Source organism: Mesorhizobium sp. M0019 (genome assembly GCF_040323975.1).
Lineage (GTDB): Bacteria > Pseudomonadota > Alphaproteobacteria > Rhizobiales > Rhizobiaceae > Mesorhizobium.
Genome location: NZ_JAMYVK010000022.1, coordinates 88,676 through 102,629, shown reverse-complemented (window position 1 = coordinate 102,629; position 13,954 = coordinate 88,676). Strand labels below are relative to the sequence as shown.

The 13,954-nt window shown below is 63.5% G+C and carries 15 protein-coding genes; 8 read left to right on the top strand and 7 right to left on the bottom strand.

Going from position 1 to position 13,954, the window contains the following annotated elements; all coding sequences use genetic code 11:
- Positions 1 to 97: 97 nt before the first annotated feature.
- The gene (locus NKK47_RS17700; RefSeq protein WP_352577729.1) at positions 98 to 844 is read right to left on the bottom strand and encodes a metallophosphoesterase family protein; all 747 of its coding nucleotides are present in this window, start codon (positions 842 to 844) and stop codon (positions 98 to 100) included.
- A gap of 94 nt (positions 845 to 938) precedes the next feature.
- A complete protein-coding gene (locus tag NKK47_RS17695) occupies positions 939 to 1,292 on the bottom strand; it encodes an ArsR/SmtB family transcription factor (RefSeq protein ID WP_352457526.1) in 354 nt (117 codons plus the stop codon).
- 193 nt (positions 1,293 to 1,485) lie between these two features.
- On the opposite strand from NKK47_RS17695, the gene NKK47_RS17690 reads away from it, so the two are divergent.
- Positions 1,486 to 2,664 (top strand): MFS transporter, encoded by a 1,179-nt coding sequence (locus NKK47_RS17690; protein ID WP_352457527.1) that lies wholly within the window; start codon positions 1,486 to 1,488, stop codon positions 2,662 to 2,664.
- 146 nt (positions 2,665 to 2,810) lie between these two features.
- Positions 2,811 to 3,023: a hypothetical protein gene (locus tag NKK47_RS17685; protein WP_352567934.1), complete on the top strand. Its 213-nt coding sequence runs from the start codon at positions 2,811 to 2,813 to the stop codon at positions 3,021 to 3,023.
- Here NKK47_RS17685 and NKK47_RS17680 read toward each other — a convergent pair.
- Complete coding sequence (locus NKK47_RS17680) at positions 2,998 to 3,597, bottom strand: LysE family translocator (protein ID WP_352567933.1); 600 nt, start codon at positions 3,595 to 3,597, stop codon at positions 2,998 to 3,000. The genes NKK47_RS17685 and NKK47_RS17680 overlap by 26 nt on opposite strands.
- A 92-nt stretch (positions 3,598 to 3,689) precedes the next feature.
- On the opposite strand from NKK47_RS17680, the gene NKK47_RS17675 reads away from it, so the two are divergent.
- Positions 3,690 to 4,559, top strand: coding sequence for a LysR family transcriptional regulator (locus tag NKK47_RS17675; protein ID WP_352577728.1), 870 nt, complete (start codon positions 3,690 to 3,692; stop codon positions 4,557 to 4,559).
- Between the two features lie 53 nt (positions 4,560 to 4,612).
- Here the strand turns inward: NKK47_RS17675 and NKK47_RS17670 are convergent, their stop codons facing one another.
- Both NKK47_RS17670 and NKK47_RS17665 read right to left on the bottom strand, forming a co-directional pair.
- Positions 4,613 to 5,266: a dihydrofolate reductase family protein gene (locus NKK47_RS17670; RefSeq protein ID WP_352567931.1), complete on the bottom strand. Its 654-nt coding sequence runs from the start codon at positions 5,264 to 5,266 to the stop codon at positions 4,613 to 4,615.
- A gap of 153 nt (positions 5,267 to 5,419) precedes the next feature.
- Positions 5,420 to 6,787, bottom strand: coding sequence for an Nramp family divalent metal transporter (locus tag NKK47_RS17665; RefSeq protein WP_352450711.1), 1,368 nt, complete (start codon positions 6,785 to 6,787; stop codon positions 5,420 to 5,422).
- Positions 6,788 to 7,023: 236 nt separating this feature from the next.
- On the opposite strand from NKK47_RS17665, the gene mntR reads away from it, so the two are divergent.
- The 3 genes from mntR (at position 7,024) to NKK47_RS17650 (ending at position 10,041) form a co-directional block, all read left to right on the top strand.
- Complete coding sequence (gene mntR / locus NKK47_RS17660) at positions 7,024 to 7,479, top strand: manganese-binding transcriptional regulator MntR (protein ID WP_023678308.1); 456 nt, start codon at positions 7,024 to 7,026, stop codon at positions 7,477 to 7,479.
- Positions 7,480 to 7,704: 225 nt separating this feature from the next.
- On the top strand, positions 7,705 to 8,622 hold the full coding sequence (ypfJ, locus tag NKK47_RS17655) for a KPN_02809 family neutral zinc metallopeptidase (RefSeq protein WP_023678307.1): 918 nt from the start codon (positions 7,705 to 7,707) through the stop codon (positions 8,620 to 8,622).
- 150 nt (positions 8,623 to 8,772) lie between these two features.
- On the top strand, positions 8,773 to 10,041 hold the full coding sequence (locus NKK47_RS17650) for a TCR/Tet family MFS transporter (protein ID WP_352577727.1): 1,269 nt from the start codon (positions 8,773 to 8,775) through the stop codon (positions 10,039 to 10,041).
- Positions 10,042 to 10,096: 55 nt separating this feature from the next.
- On the opposite strand, the gene carA is transcribed toward NKK47_RS17650, so the two are convergent.
- Positions 10,097 to 11,314, bottom strand: coding sequence for a glutamine-hydrolyzing carbamoyl-phosphate synthase small subunit (gene carA / locus NKK47_RS17645; RefSeq protein ID WP_084641355.1), 1,218 nt, complete (start codon positions 11,312 to 11,314; stop codon positions 10,097 to 10,099).
- A gap of 318 nt (positions 11,315 to 11,632) precedes the next feature.
- On the opposite strand from carA, the gene NKK47_RS17640 reads away from it, so the two are divergent.
- Together NKK47_RS17640 and NKK47_RS17635 are read left to right on the top strand one after the other, a co-directional pair.
- Positions 11,633 to 12,082, top strand: a complete 450-nt coding sequence (locus NKK47_RS17640; protein ID WP_023678304.1) for a GatB/YqeY domain-containing protein — start codon at positions 11,633 to 11,635, stop codon at positions 12,080 to 12,082.
- 57 nt (positions 12,083 to 12,139) lie between these two features.
- A complete protein-coding gene (locus tag NKK47_RS17635) occupies positions 12,140 to 12,697 on the top strand; it encodes a GNAT family N-acetyltransferase (RefSeq protein WP_352457535.1) in 558 nt (185 codons plus the stop codon).
- A 2-nt stretch (positions 12,698 to 12,699) separates the two neighbouring features.
- Here the strand turns inward: NKK47_RS17635 and NKK47_RS17630 are convergent, their stop codons facing one another.
- Positions 12,700 to 13,881 (bottom strand): MFS transporter, encoded by a 1,182-nt coding sequence (locus NKK47_RS17630; protein ID WP_352577726.1) that lies wholly within the window; start codon positions 13,879 to 13,881, stop codon positions 12,700 to 12,702.
- Between the last annotated feature and the right edge of the window lie 73 nt (positions 13,882 to 13,954).

Here is a 13,954-nt window from a genome sequence, read left to right as displayed (position 1 = left end):
ATCTGCAATCTCTTCTCTCCAATAGAATGCAGAAATTACTTCGCAGCCGCAGGGTATGGACTCACATGAAAGTCCGCCGCTCTAGGCATGAGCAAGCTCAGCCCGGCATGAAGCCGGTGCGCAGCGCGTGAGCCCATTCGGGCCGTCCCGCCTGCTCGGCCTGGCGCGCCGCCGCCTCGTGGTCATAATCGACGGCGATGGCTTCGAAACTGTCGGGGTGCAAGTCGACGATGCCGTAGCGGGCGTGCGGCGAGCCCTGCTCGGAGACATGCGCCGGCGGCGTATCATCGTGATAGGCCGGGCAGCCGATGCTGCCCGGGTTGAAGATGACCGGACCGCCGGGAATGCGGACCAGCTCGCTGCGATGGCTGTGGCCGCAAAGCATGATGCGGCAGGCGGGATCGATCGCGCCGAGGCGCCGCTCGATTGCGACCAGCGGCGCGCGCACCAGCCGGCCGTCGACGATCGCGTCAGTCAGGTATTTTTCATCGTGGTCGGGCCGGGCATGGAAGGCGAGTATGCCGGGCGCGACTTCCAGCGTGAGGGGCAGCGCGAACAGCGCCTCGCGCTGGCCTGCGGTCAGCCGTTCCTGCGCGTAGCGGTCGGACGGCCACATGGTCTCGTCGGCGGTGTCGCGGGCAACGCGGCGGTCGTGGTTGCCGCGCACCGTCGGCAGGTCGAGCGTCTCGAGCCTCTCCATGGTCTCGCGCGGCCAGAGCGGGCCGGAAACGCAATCGCCGAGATTGACGATGAGGTCGGCGCCGCCGCGCTGCCGCAGATCATCGAGCACGGCGTCGAGCGCCAGGACATTGCCGTGGATGTCGGCGAGGACGGCAATGCGCATGGCAGGCTCCGTTAATTGGAATGGCTGGAGGGCGGGTGAAGCTACTTTGCTCGCCTCGCGAGGCGAGCGAGAGCGGAACCCAGCTTCGGGTCGTTCAGGCGCGGACTTCGATCTCGTGGCCGCCGACCGCCGGCAACGATGCGTCGCCGGCCGCGGCAATAACACTGTCGAGCAGGCCCGGGAAGCGGCGGTCGAGATCGTCACGGCGCAGCGTGATCAGCCGGCTGGTTCCAACCGCCTCGGTGCGGGTGACGCCGGCCTCACGCAGCTTGGCCAAATGGTAGCTCAGATTGGTCTTCGAGCAGAGATCGAGGAACCGGCTGCAATTCAGCGGCACGCCCTCTTTGCTGGCGAGATAGCGCACGATGGCCAGTCGCGTCGGGTCGCCGAGCACGGCAAGCACGTTCGGCAGGCTGATCTGGTCGGCGGTGGGATGGGGCAAGGTCATGCCCAGGAATTAAGCACATTCGGAGCCGATTTCAACGCATCTTCTCTCGTGGCTAATGGACACATAGTTTCGTCCCGTCGCCCCGTCCTGACACCGGGCTGTCAGGATGGTTCGGCTATTTTGCAGCGGCTTTATTGACATCATGCCCTGTTATGTCCAATTGTTCAATAACCTTTGAACTAAGGAAATTGCCATGGATAAGCGCCTCATCTGGCTTGCGCTCGGATCGTTCACGATTTCGACCGAAGGTTTCGTCATCTCCAGCCTTTTGCCCGACATTGCAAAGGATGCCGCCATCTCCGTTCCGCTCGCCGGCACGCTGATCACCGCGTTTGCGCTCGCCTATGCGATCGGCACGCCGATCCTGGCAACGCTGACCGGCGAATGGGACCGGCGCCGCGTCATCCTGTGGACGCTGGTGTTCTTCGTGTTGGGCAACGTCGCCGCGGCGCTAAGCTCCTCCTTCGAATTGCTGTTGATCGCGCGCATCGTCATGGCGCTGTCGTCAGGCTTGTTCGCGGCGACCGCACAGGGAACGGCCGTTGCGCTTGTCGACGATCATCACCGCGCCCGCGCCATTGCCGTGGTCGTCGGCGGCACTACGGTTGCGGTCGCGGTCGGAGCACCGCTCGGCGCGCTCGTTGCGACGGTTGCCGGCTGGCGCGGCACCTTCTTTGCCATCGCCGGCCTTGGTGCGCTCGCCGGCGCGATCCTGTGGTACCGGCTGCCGCGCGGCATCGTCGGCACCAGGCTGCCGCTCCGGATGCGGTTGGCAGCGGCACTTCGCCCCGGCGTCATGCCTATCCTGGTGACGACCATCCTGGCCCTGATCGGCGCCTTCACCGTCTTTGCCTTTGTCGCGCCGCTCGCGATCGAAGGCGGCGGACTGAACCCGATCGCGCTTCCCGGAATGCTGCTCGCTTTCGGCGTTGGCGCGGTCATCGGCAATATCGGCGGCGGTCAGGCCGCCGACCGTTTCGGCGCGACGCGCACCGTCTGCTGGTCACTGGCGCTGAGTGCCGCGATGCTGGTCACGTTTTCGCTGATCCCGATGTTCCTGCCGCGCGAGATCGCCGGGCCGGCATTGATGGCCATGATGGTGCCGTGGGGCATCGTCGGCTGGGCATTCCCGCCGGCGCAGGCCAGCCGCATCATCAAGCTGGCGCCCGATGCCGCGCCAATCGTGCTGTCGCTGAACGCTTCGGCGCTCTATCTCGGCGTGGCACTGGGTGCCGTGGTCGGCGCCGCGGTGCTGCGCTATGGCGCACCGGCCGACCTCGGCGTGGTCGCGGCGGCATTCCCGATCGTCGGTCTGGGCGTCGTGCTGGCGGGCCACCTGGCGGCGCGTCCGGTGGCGATGCCGGCCGAGTAAGGCTTGTTAGCAAAGCTTGGCTGCCGGCCGCCGATAGTTCAAGTCGCGGCGGCGGTGCGTCAAAATCCAGCGCGGCGATTTCGTCCAGTGCCGAATTCTGGGAAGTTGCCGGAAGCGACCTCGCCGACGTTCCGCAAGAAATCGTCATGACCGCCGACGATCTGGTCGATGCAGCGCTGGTTGGCCTGGAAAAAGGTGAAGCATTCACGGCACCGGGTCTTGCCGATATTGCCGGGGGGGTGCCTTTCTTCGCGTCCGCAAGGCTTCTTCGGCAGTCTTCTGGCGGGCAAGCCGGCGGCGCGTTACGCTGCCTGACATGGCTAAAGACTGATCTTACGCTGTCCGCCACATCGGGATGATCGAGGCGGCCAGCAGCAGGCCAAGCACGGCGTTGAGCATGCGCCACTGCCGCTCGGTTCGCAGCAACCGGGCGAGCAGCGTGCCCGCCACGCACCACGCCGCCAGCGATAGGGCCGCTGCAAGGCCGAAGACCGTGCCGAGCAGCACGGCGAGCTGCAGCGGCCCGTTGGCGAGCGCGGCAAAGGATGCCGCCGCTCCCAGCCCCATGGCCCAGCCCTTTGGGTTCATCCATTGCAGGCCGGCGCCGCCCAAAAAGCTGTTCGGCTTTGCCATGGCCACGTCCAGGTTGGGCGGACCGCTGCGGCCGATCTTGAGGGCAAGCCACGTCAGATAGAGGGTACCGGCCATTTTCATTGCCAGTTGCAGCGAAGGAGCGGCAGCCAGCAGACTGGCGAGCCCGGCAGCACCTGCCGCAGCCACCGTGGCCAAGCCGGCCGCACTCCCGGCCATCAGCGGGATAGAGCGGCGAAAGCCGAACTGCGCGCCGGACGCCGTCGATAAGGTCGTGGCCATGCCGGGCGTTGAGGTTGAGACCAGCGCGAACAGGACGAGGGGAAGGACGGTTTCAAACATGCTGCTTCCTTTGAAGCCTGCACGGTAGGCTGTTTGGCTCATCAGTAAATGCAATGTTTGCTATGATCTGTATTAGCAAATATAATAGCCGGATGCTCCGCAACCTCGATACTGCCCTGGTTCGAACCTTCGTCACCGTTGCCGACAAGGCCAGCATGACGGCGGCGGCCAACGCGCTGCATTTGACGCAAGGTGCCGTCAGCCAGCAGATCAAGCGTTTGGAAGAGGTTCTCGGCTGCAGCCTGTTCGATCGCGATCGGCGCGGATTGCGATTGACCCGCTCCGGCGAGCGATTGTTCGGCAAGGGCAAGCGCCTGCTTTCCCTCAATGACGAGATCCTGGCGGAGATGGCGGGCGATGCGGTTGCCGGTCAGGTGCGGCTCGGGGTGCCGTACGACCTTGTCGGCAGCTTGCTTGCGCCGGTGCTGAAGGCCTATGCCGAGGCCTATCCGCAGGTCGAGATCTCGCTTGTCTGTGCTTCGTCGCCAGAGTTGGCCGCAGCCTTGGCGACCGGCACTATAGAGCTCGCGGTGATCGAGGAGCCGATCGGTCGGTCGGCCGGTGAATGCCTTGTTGTCGACCGGCTGGTCTGGGTCGGCGCCAAAGGCGGCGCCGCCCGCGGCAAGCGGCCCTTGCCGGTTTCGATGGTCGCCGAGACCTGTGCGTTCCGCCCGGTGGTGCTGGAGGCGCTTAACGAGCATGGGCTGGAATGGCGCACCGTATTCGAAAACGGCAGCATCGACGCGACGACGGCGACGGTGCGTTCGGACTTGGCCGTCACCACCTGGTTGGCGTCGACCGTGCCTGTCGACCTCGACATTTTGGCCAACGATCCGGAGCTGCCGTCATTGCCGAATTTTTCGATCAATCTGCATTTGCCGAAGCACGACGTCGCGCCGGCTGCACTGGCATTCGCGGGCCACCTCCGCGATGGGTTGGCAGGGCGACGAGAGGCGGCTTAAAAACAGCAAAAAGGACGGCCAGTGTTCAGCCGTCCTTGATCGCCCCGCGGCATCTACTTCCAGTTCTTGCGCCGCTCGATCTCGGCTTCGGACGGCTGCTCCGTGGCAAATGACCCGGTCTTGATCTCGCCGGAGCGTTCATAGCTCGCCATGAGGACGTCGGTGGTCGATGCCTGCGAACGGGTCAGCTTGAAGGCGGCAGGTATCGTGCCGCTGCCGAACAGTTTTTTGCCCTTGCCCAGCACCAGCGGGAAGATCAGCAAGCTGATCTCGTCGATCAGGTCATTGGCGAGCAAGGTCTGGATCAGCTCGCTCGATCCCTGAATGAGCAGGTCGGGGCCGTCCTCCTGCTTCATCCGGCGCAACGTCGCCACGACATCGCTGCCGAGCGGCTGGCTGTTTTGCCAGGACAGCGAATCCGGCCTGTGCGTCGCCACATATTTGGTGACGGCGTTGAAGCTGTCGGCGATCGGATCATTCTTCTGATAAGGCCAGTGGGCGGCGAAGATGTCGTAAGTCTTGCGGCCGAGAAGCAGCGCGAACGGTTTTGAAAACGTCTCGCCCATCGCGGCGCCCATCACATCGTCCCAGTAGTGAAACGTCCAGCCGCCGAATTTGAAGCCGCCGACAGGGTCCTCTTGCGGGCCGCCGGGCGCCTGCATGACGCCGTCGAGGCTGACGAATGTTGCGGCGATGATCTTCCTCATTGGAGCTCCCTTTCCCTGATCCGTGCCGTCATGGCCGGAGTTCGAGCCAAGGACGGGCGAACGGACATTTATCCGACAGCGGCCGGCAAATTTCCAGGGTTGGAAGGGCAGATGACTGCCGACCTTATCGTCTCAGCTTGGAGCCGAGAACGCTCAGCCCAAGCCAACGACCGTATCGTAGAGCAGCTTGAAGTTGAGCACCAGGATGAGCCCGGCGACCACCCAGGCCAGCACGGCAACGGCGCGGGAAATGGCGAAATTGCCCATCTTGCGCTTGTCCGAGACGAACTGCACCAGCGGTACGACAGCGAAGGGGAGCTGCATCGACAGGATTACCTGGCTGAAGACCAGCAACTGGCCGGTTCCCTTCTCGCCATAGAGCGCGGTGACCACCACCACCGGGATGATGGCGATGCCGCGCGTCAGCAGGCGGCGCGCCCATTGCGGGATGCGCAGCCGCAAGAACCCTTCCATCACGATCTGGCCGGCGAGCGTCGCCGTCACCGTCGAGTTCAGGCCGGAGGCGAGCAGCGCTACGGCAAACAGGATGGAAGCGATGCCGAGGCCAAGCAGCGGCGACAGAAGCTCGAAGGCCTGGCCGATCTCGGCAACGTCATGATGACCGGTGCCGTGGAACGCCACCGCCGACACGATCAGGATGGAAGCATTGACGAACAACGCCAGTATCAGCGCGATGGTCGAGTCGGTCGTCGCCCATTTGATGGCGTCGCGCTTACCGCGATCGGTGCGCTCATAGGCGCGGGTCTGCACGATCGAGGAATGCAGATAGAGATTGTGCGGCATCACCGTGGCGCCGATGATGCCGATGGCGATGTAGAGCATGGCCGGATTGGTGACGATCTCGGACGACGGCACGAACATCGCGTGCAGGATGGAGCCGACCGGCGGGGCGGCGGCAAAGATCTGAATGGCGAAGCAGCCGAAGATGATAATCAAAAGCGCTATGATGAAGGCCTCGAGGAAACGGAAGCCCTTGTTCATCAGCAGCAGCAGCAGGAAGGCATCGAGCGCGGTGATAATGGCGCCGCCGATCAGCGGAATCCCGAACAGCAGTTGCAAGGCGATCGCCGTGCCAATGACCTCGGCCAGGTCGCAGGCAATGATGGCCAATTCGCAAGCGACCCAAAGCATGAAATTGACCGGTCGCGGATAATAGGCGCGGCACGCCTGCGCAAGGTCGCGGCCGGTGGCGATGCCGAGCCGGGCGGCGAGTGCCTGCAGCAGGATCGCCATCAGGTTCGACAACATGATGATGAAAAGCAGCGTGTAGCCGAATTGGGCCCCGCCGGCGAGGTCGGTCGCCCAATTGCCCGGATCCATATAGCCGACCGAAACCATGTAGCCCGGCCCCATGAAGGCGAACAGCCGGCGAAGCCAGATCCCCGAGTGCGGCACCGCGATCGTTGCGTTGACTTCGCGAAGGCTGGGCTGCTCGTCGTCCTCCGGGCGGGCAAATCGCCACATGGACCGGGGGGCTGAGGTGGCTTCGGCTTCCGACATGAAATGGCTTTCCGCTGGAACGATCGATGTTGTCTCCTTATCTATGCCACGGCTGAACATTATGCAATATGCTATATTTCATTGTCTGAGCTTTTTCTTGTGGCCGCTTGGCCGTGCGGCCGGAACGGCAGTGAACGCCGGTTGCGCCGGCCACCGAATGGAAATAAACGGCCAGAACCAATAGGGTTCCGTGTTATGACCGCAATGTCGATTCAAACTGCCGGGAGGAGCGCGTATTGGCGCTGAAGAAAAGACCGGTTCCTCGCGAAAAGCCGCTGCCTGACGCAGAAATCCACTCGGAAGGCTTCAGGCAGACGCGTGAAGCGCGCCGCAGCGCGCTGGTCGAGGATTATGTCGAGCTCATCGCCGACCTGATCGAGGATGGCAACGAGGCGCGCCAGGTCGATATCGCGGCACGGCTCGGCGTCGCTCAGCCGACGGTGGCGAAAATGCTGACGCGGCTGTGCGCCGACGGGCTGGTCTCCCGGAAGCCTTATCGCGGCGTGTTCCTGACCGATGCAGGCCGCAAGGTTGCGGAAGAGAGCCGCATTCGCCACCAGACCGTCGAGGCCTTCCTGCGCTCGCTCGGGGTCAGCGCCGAGACGGCGCGCATCGACGCCGAGGGCATCGAGCATCATGTCAGCGCCGAGACGCTCGAAGCCTTTCGCAAGGCAATAATCGCCGCCCGCTGAAAAGCACGGCCAGCGTATCTCTTCGCGCGACTCTCGCTTCCCATGAGCAGGGTGAACGGCACAGACCTTGCGATGTCTCGGCCAGAGCAGGCAAGCGTCAGCAAGCATTGCTTGTTCGCACGAAAAATACTGTGACTTGGCGTAACCGTTGAGATAATTGTTGTCGTGTCCGATCGAACCGGGACACGGCCCGATCGGCCGGAAAATTGCATCACGGGGGTTGCCATGCTCTGGAAGGGCCGTCGTCAGAGTGACAATGTCGAGGACGAGCGCGGCCAGAGCGGCGGGCTTGGCGGCGGGCCGGGGCAGTTTCGCATCCCGATCGGCGGTCGCGCCGGCGGCGGCGGCATGTCGGGCATTATCATCGTAGGGTTGATTTTTCTGGCAGGGTGGTATTTCGGCTTCGACCCGAGTCAGATCCTCGATAACAGCGGCTTGCAGCCCGGCGGCGGCCAGATCACCGACAATAGCGGCGAGCAAGGCGGCGGCACCGGTGCGCCGGCATCCGACGAGATGAAGCAGTTCGTGTCGACCGTGCTGGCCGAGACCGAGGATACCTGGACCGGTATTTTCCAGTCCGAGGGCCTGACCTATCAAGATCCAAAACTGGTCCTGTTCAGCGGCCAGATTCGCTCCGCCTGCGGTTCTGCCTCGTCAGCGGCCGGACCATTCTACTGTCCCAACGATCGCAAGGTCTATCTCGACACCACCTTCTTCCAGCAGCTCGATCAGCAGTTCGGTGCCTCGGGCGATTTCGCACAGGCCTATGTGATCGCGCATGAGGTCGGCCATCACGTGCAGAACCTCGTCGGCATCCTGCCCAAATTCAACCAGATGCGGCAGAGCATGGGCGAAGCGGACGCCAACCACTTGTCGGTGCAGGTCGAGCTCCAGGCCGACTGCTTTGCCGGCATTTGGGCACATTTCACCGGCCAGAAGGGCATTTTGGAGCAGGGCGACATGGCGGAGGCACTGAACGCCGCCAAGCAGATCGGCGACGACACGCTGCAGAAGAAGATGCAGGGCTACGTCGTGCCGGAAAGCTTCAACCACGGAACGTCGCAGCAGCGGCAGACCTGGCTGGCGCGCGGGTTCCAGAACGGCAAGCTTTCGGACTGCGACACGTTCAACAACCCGATCTGAGCCGACGGTTTTCTCGTAATCCGAGAGACTGGACCGCAGTCAGGGGATGTCAGGATGAAAGCACTCTGCCCGTTCCCTCATTGTTCCCAGCGATGTGCTCGCCTATAAGGTGTGTTCCCGTTCGCTCGGGCGGCCCGAGGAGATACCATCATGATAGACCCCAAAACCGCCAGGCGGGGCCTTGCGCTTGTTTTCACCACCCTGCTGCTCGACATCATCGGCTTCGGCATCATTATGCCGGTGCTGCCGGCCTATCTCAGGGAATTGACCGGCGTCGGCATCAGCGAGGCGGCTATCGAGGGCGGCTGGCTGTTCTTCGTCTATGCGGCGATGCAGTTCGTTTTCGCACCAGTGATGGGCGGGTTGAGCGACCGGTTCGGGCGGCGGCCAATTCTGCTCGCCTCGGTGCTGACGTTCGCTATCGACAATCTGATCTGCGCTATCGCCTGGTCCTATCCGATGCTGTTCATCGGCCGCGTGCTGGCCGGCATTTCCGGCGCCAGTTATTCCACGACATCGGCGTTCATTGCCGATATCTCGACCGACGAAAATCGTGCGAAGAATTTCGGGCTGCTCGGCATTGCTTTCGGCGTCGGCTTCGTCATAGGGCCGGTTCTGGGCGGGTTGCTCGGCACGTTCGGGCCGCGTGTGCCGTTCTATTTCGCTGCCGGGCTTGCTTTCGCAAACTTTCTGATCGCGCTGTTTCTGTTGCCGGAAACACTTGATAACAAGCACCGCCGCCGCTTCGAGTGGAAACGCGCGAACCCGGTCGGCACGCTCGTCCAGATGCGCAACTACGAAGGTATCGGCTGGATCGGACTTGTCTTCTTTCTGATGACGCTGGGGCACATGATGTATCCTGCGGTCTGGTCGTTCGTCTCCAGTTATCGCTATGGCTGGAGCGAACAACAGATCGGCTTCTCGCTCGGCGCTTTCGGCCTGTGCGGGGCGATCGTCATGGCGACAGTCTTGCCGCGCGTGATCCCTAAGCTTGGCGAGTGGAAGACGGCGGTAATCGGTCTGGCATTTACCGCACTCAGCGCCTTCGGCTACGCCTTCGCGTCACAAGGCTGGATGATCTATGCAGTGATCGTCGTCGGATGTCTCGAGGCGTTGGCCGACCCGCCGCTCAGAAGCCTGGCGGCCGCCAAGGTGCCACCTTCCGCCCAAGGCGAACTCCAGGGCGCGATGACCTCGATCTTCTCGATCACCTCGATCATCACACCGCTGCTTTATACGGCGATCTTTTCCTGGTTCACGGGGCCGAACGCGCCCGTGGTTTTCGGCGGTGCCCCCTATCTGCTCGGCGCGATTTTCCTCACGCTGGCGCTCGTCGTCTTCGTCACCAGGGTGGCCAAGCCGACGCCGAAGGAAGTCAAACGCATGCACGCGCAGGAAGCGGTGACAGACGGGGCTTGATCGGCGCCGGGAGCCCGGCCGGCGCCGTCAGTCAAATCCGTTTTTACGCAATGCGCTAAACACGCTCGGCCAGTGCCGGCTCGCCGCGCTTTTCGCGGATCAAGTTGACGAAGCGGCGAAACAGATAGTGCGAATCCTGCGGGCCCGGCGAGGCTTCGGGATGATGCTGGACCGAGAAGACCGGTCTGCCGGTGAGCGCAATGCCGCAATTCGAACCGTCGAACAGCGAGACATGGGTTTCCTCGACGCCGCTCGGCAATGAGTCGGCGTCGACGGCAAAGCCATGGTTCATCGAGACGATCTCGACCTTGCCGGTGGTGTGGTCCTTGACAGGATGATTGGCGCCGTGGTGGCCCTGATGCATTTTTGCGGTCTTGCCGCCCAGCGCCAGCGCGAGCATCTGGTGGCCGAGGCAGATGCCGAAAAGCGGGATTTCGGTCTTCAACAGATCCTGGATGACCGGAACGGCGTAGTCGCCGGTGGCTTCCGGATCGCCAGGGCCGTTGGATAGAAAAATGCCGTCGGGCCGCATCGCCAGGATCTCCTCGGCGCCGGTTTTTGCCGGCACCACAGTGACCTTGGCGCCGAGGCCGGCCAGCAGGCGCAATATGTTGCGCTTGACGCCGTAGTCGACGGCAACGACGTGCATCGACGGATCAGCCTGTTCGCCAAAGCCCTCGTTCCAGACCCAGGGCGTCTCGCGCCAGACCGAGGACTGGCCGGAGGTCACCTCCTTGGCGAGATCAAGCCCGATAAGCCCTGACCATGCGGCGGCGCGGCGCTTGAGGTCATCGACGTCGAAGATACCGTCGGGCGCGTGCGCGATGACGGCATTGGGCATGCCCTTTTCGCGGATCAGCGCGGTCAGCGCCCGCGTGTCGATGCCTGAAAGTGCGACGATGCCGCGCTTCTTCAGCCACTGGTCGAGACCGGTTCCGGCGCGGTAATTCGACGGGTTGGTGACATCGGCCTTGAACACGGCGCCGACGGCGCCGGCGCGGGCCAGCGGGTTGAGGTCCTCGATGTCTTCGTCATTGGTGCCGATATTGCCGATATGCGGAAAGGTGAAAGTGACGATCTGGCCGGCATAGGATGGGTCGGTGAGTATCTCCTGGTAGCCGGTCAGCGCGGTGTTGAAGCAGACCTCGGCGACGGCGGAGCCGGTGGCGCCCAGACCGCGGCCCTCTATGACAGTGCCGTCCGCCAGCACCAGCAGGGCTGTCGGTCTCTCGCTGGCCCAAGGGGGGGTCGACGCGGCTGTCATCGTTGCCATGGCGGCACTCCTAAAGGTTGCGCCCTCAGTCGGCGCAACAAAAGGCGCGAAGCGGCGATCTCACAGCCTCGGCGCGCTAAGTTTTCATTTGTGCCTGTCGTTGCCAAAACCGCTACGCATTTTTGGGCGACGTGCACTAGAATTCAATTCATGCAAGGCCCAGTACATAGGGGAAGGCGCCAAGGCGGTCAATGATGCCGCGCCGTGCGTGCCTGGATTTATTTCGTCGAATAATATCAGCGGTTTGCCGGACGCTATCGAATTTGCCTTGAGCTATCGGCACGACTATTGTCCGCGGCATTCGAAGGAGAAAGCACCATGCGAGGCAAAATCGCCGAATCCCTGAAGAGTGCGATGAAGGCGCAGGACAAGCGCCGGCTGCCGACATTGCGGCTGATCCAGGCGGCCATTCATGATCGCGACATCGCCAATCGCGGCGCCGGCAAGGAGCCGGCCAGCGACGACGAAATCCTGCAGATCCTGGCCAAGATGGTGAAGCAGCGCGAAGAATCGGCCAAGGCGTTCGATGACGGCAAGCGGCCGGAGCTTGCAGCGCAGGAGCGCGACGAGATGGCCATCATCCGCGACTTCCTGCCGACGCAACTGGGTCAGGCCGAGACGGAAAGCGCCGTCCGTTCCGCCATCGCCGAGACCGGCGCTAGCGGCGTCAAGGATATGGGCAAGGTGATGGCGGCGCTCAAGGAGAAATACGCCGGTCAGATGGATTTTTCCAAGGCGAGCGGCATCGTCAAGAGCCTGCTTCAGTAAGCTGCCGAAGGCCCTTGCCGTCGCGCCCGCAATCCGGCAGCCAAAAAGCTCGCGCCCGTGATCGAACTCGTCAAACCGGCGCTTGAACACCTGCCGTCCTACAAGGCGGCCCTCGAGCGCGGCTGGTCGCCGGACAATGTGCGGCTGCTCGACGCGACGCGCGAGCAGCTTGCGGCTATCGAAAAGGATCCAGCGACTTTCCTTGGCGATCTCGACGATTCCGATGGCAAGGGACCGCCGATCACCTTGCCCGACGGTTCGACGGTGCCGCGGCTGCCCGGATTCCGGCGCTGGATCTGGGACGGGGAAGTCGCAGGCTCAATCGGCCTGCGCTGGCAGCACGGCACCGCGGCGCTGCCGTCGCATGTGCTCGGCCACATCGGCTATGCGGTGGTGCCGTGGAAACGGGGACGCGGCTATGCGACCGAGGCGCTGCGGCTGATGCTGGTGGAGGCGAGGGCGGTTGGCCTGCCCTTCGTCGAAATCACCTGCAAGCCTCACAATGTGCCCTCGCAGAAGGTCGTTCTGGCCAATGGCGGCCGGCTCGTCGGGCGTTTCTTCGAGGACGCCGCCTATGGCGGCGCGGAAAGCCTGCGCTACCGGATCGATCTGTAGCCCTATTCGGCGGCAGCCGGCAGCGGCGGCGCAGCCCGGCTTCGCCATTCCCAGACATGCGAGGCAAGCGCAACCGCGACCGCGACCAGCATGGCGATCGCGCCAACCACCGGCAGGCTGCGATAGCCATAGCCGGCATTGAGCATCGCCGCGCCGAGCGATGCGGCGAGCGCGATGCCGACATTGAAGCCCGACGGGATGAGCGACGAGGCAAGGTTGGAGGCGTCTGCGGTCCAGGTCAGGATGCGGGTCTGGATCGGCGTGCCGATGGCAAAGTTGAGGCCGCCCCAGACGAAGATCGCTATCACCATCGGCAGCGGGTAAGGGCTGACAGCGTAGATCAAGGCGAGCATTGCCGCCTGTAGGAAAAGCATGGCGATGAGCGACGGCATCAGCTTCCAGTCGGCGAGCCGCCCGCCGACGAAGACGCCGATCGTTGCGCCGACCCCATTGAGCAAGAGCACCCAAGGTATCCATTTCTCGTCGAGGCCTGTGACCTCAAGCAGCGTCGGCGTGATGTAGGTGAACAGGCCGAACTGGCCGATCATCAGCATCAGCATAATAATGAGCGAGGTCCAGACCTGCTGGCGTGCGAGCACGCGGACCTCGCTTCCAAGGCTCGCCGACGGGCTCGACGATCCCGTCTTGCGCGGCAGCAGGGCGCCGATTGTCGTGAAGGCCACCACACCGAGCGCGCACATCACCCAGAATGTCGCACGCCATCCCCAGATGTTGCCGATTGCCGTGCCGGCCGGAACGCCGATTACGTTCGATACGGTGAGGCCGGACAGGATCAGCGCCACCGTCATGCCGCGCTGGTCTTCGCGCACGAGGCCGACGGCCACCACCATGGCAACGCCGAAATAGGCGCCATGCGCCACGGCCACCGCTATCCGCAACAGCAGCATCGAGGCGAAGTCGGGCGCCAGCGCGCAGGCGGCCTGGCCGATGGTGAAGGCTGCAGTCAGTCCAAGCAGCAGGGCCTTGCGGGAGAACCTTTTGGTGGCGAGCGCCAGCAGCGGGCCGCCGACTGCAATGCCGCCGGCATAGCCGGAAACGAGATAGCCGGCGGTCGGGATCGCGACGCCAAGGCCCTCCGCCACCTGCGGCAGCACGCCGGCGATGACGAATTCGGTGGTGCCGAAGGCGAAGGCGGCAATGAACAGGGCAATGAGGGGGAGCATGGCGGAAAGGCGATCCTCGGATAAGGTGGCCTCAAACCACGGATCAGGGCAGCGGGCAATCCAGAAATTGTCG

What these genes read in the sequence shown, in the direction of transcription:
- NKK47_RS17700 (WP_352577729.1), bottom strand. Translation starts at nt 844, where the DNA reads ATGCGCATTGCCGTCCTCGCCGACATCCACGGCAATGTCCTGGCGCTC.
- NKK47_RS17695 (WP_352457526.1), bottom strand. Translation starts at nt 1,292, where the DNA reads ATGACCTTGCCCCATCCCACCGCCGACCAGATCAGCCTGCCGAACGTG.
- NKK47_RS17690 (WP_352457527.1), top strand. Translation starts at nt 1,486, where the DNA reads ATGGATAAGCGCCTCATCTGGCTTGCGCTCGGATCGTTCACGATTTCG.
- NKK47_RS17685 (WP_352567934.1), top strand. Translation starts at nt 2,811, where the DNA reads ATGACCGCCGACGATCTGGTCGATGCAGCGCTGGTTGGCCTGGAAAAA.
- NKK47_RS17680 (WP_352567933.1), bottom strand. Translation starts at nt 3,597, where the DNA reads ATGTTTGAAACCGTCCTTCCCCTCGTCCTGTTCGCGCTGGTCTCAACC.
- NKK47_RS17675 (WP_352577728.1), top strand. Translation starts at nt 3,690, where the DNA reads ATGCTCCGCAACCTCGATACTGCCCTGGTTCGAACCTTCGTCACCGTT.
- NKK47_RS17670 (WP_352567931.1), bottom strand. Translation starts at nt 5,266, where the DNA reads ATGAGGAAGATCATCGCCGCAACATTCGTCAGCCTCGACGGCGTCATG.
- NKK47_RS17665 (WP_352450711.1), bottom strand. Translation starts at nt 6,787, where the DNA reads ATGTCGGAAGCCGAAGCCACCTCAGCCCCCCGGTCCATGTGGCGATTT.
- ypfJ (WP_023678307.1), top strand. Translation starts at nt 7,705, where the DNA reads ATGCTCTGGAAGGGCCGTCGTCAGAGTGACAATGTCGAGGACGAGCGC.
- NKK47_RS17650 (WP_352577727.1), top strand. Translation starts at nt 8,773, where the DNA reads ATGATAGACCCCAAAACCGCCAGGCGGGGCCTTGCGCTTGTTTTCACC.
- carA (WP_084641355.1), bottom strand. Translation starts at nt 11,314, where the DNA reads ATGGCAACGATGACAGCCGCGTCGACCCCCCCTTGGGCCAGCGAGAGA.
- NKK47_RS17640 (WP_023678304.1), top strand. Translation starts at nt 11,633, where the DNA reads ATGCGAGGCAAAATCGCCGAATCCCTGAAGAGTGCGATGAAGGCGCAG.
- NKK47_RS17630 (WP_352577726.1), bottom strand. Translation starts at nt 13,881, where the DNA reads ATGCTCCCCCTCATTGCCCTGTTCATTGCCGCCTTCGCCTTCGGCACC.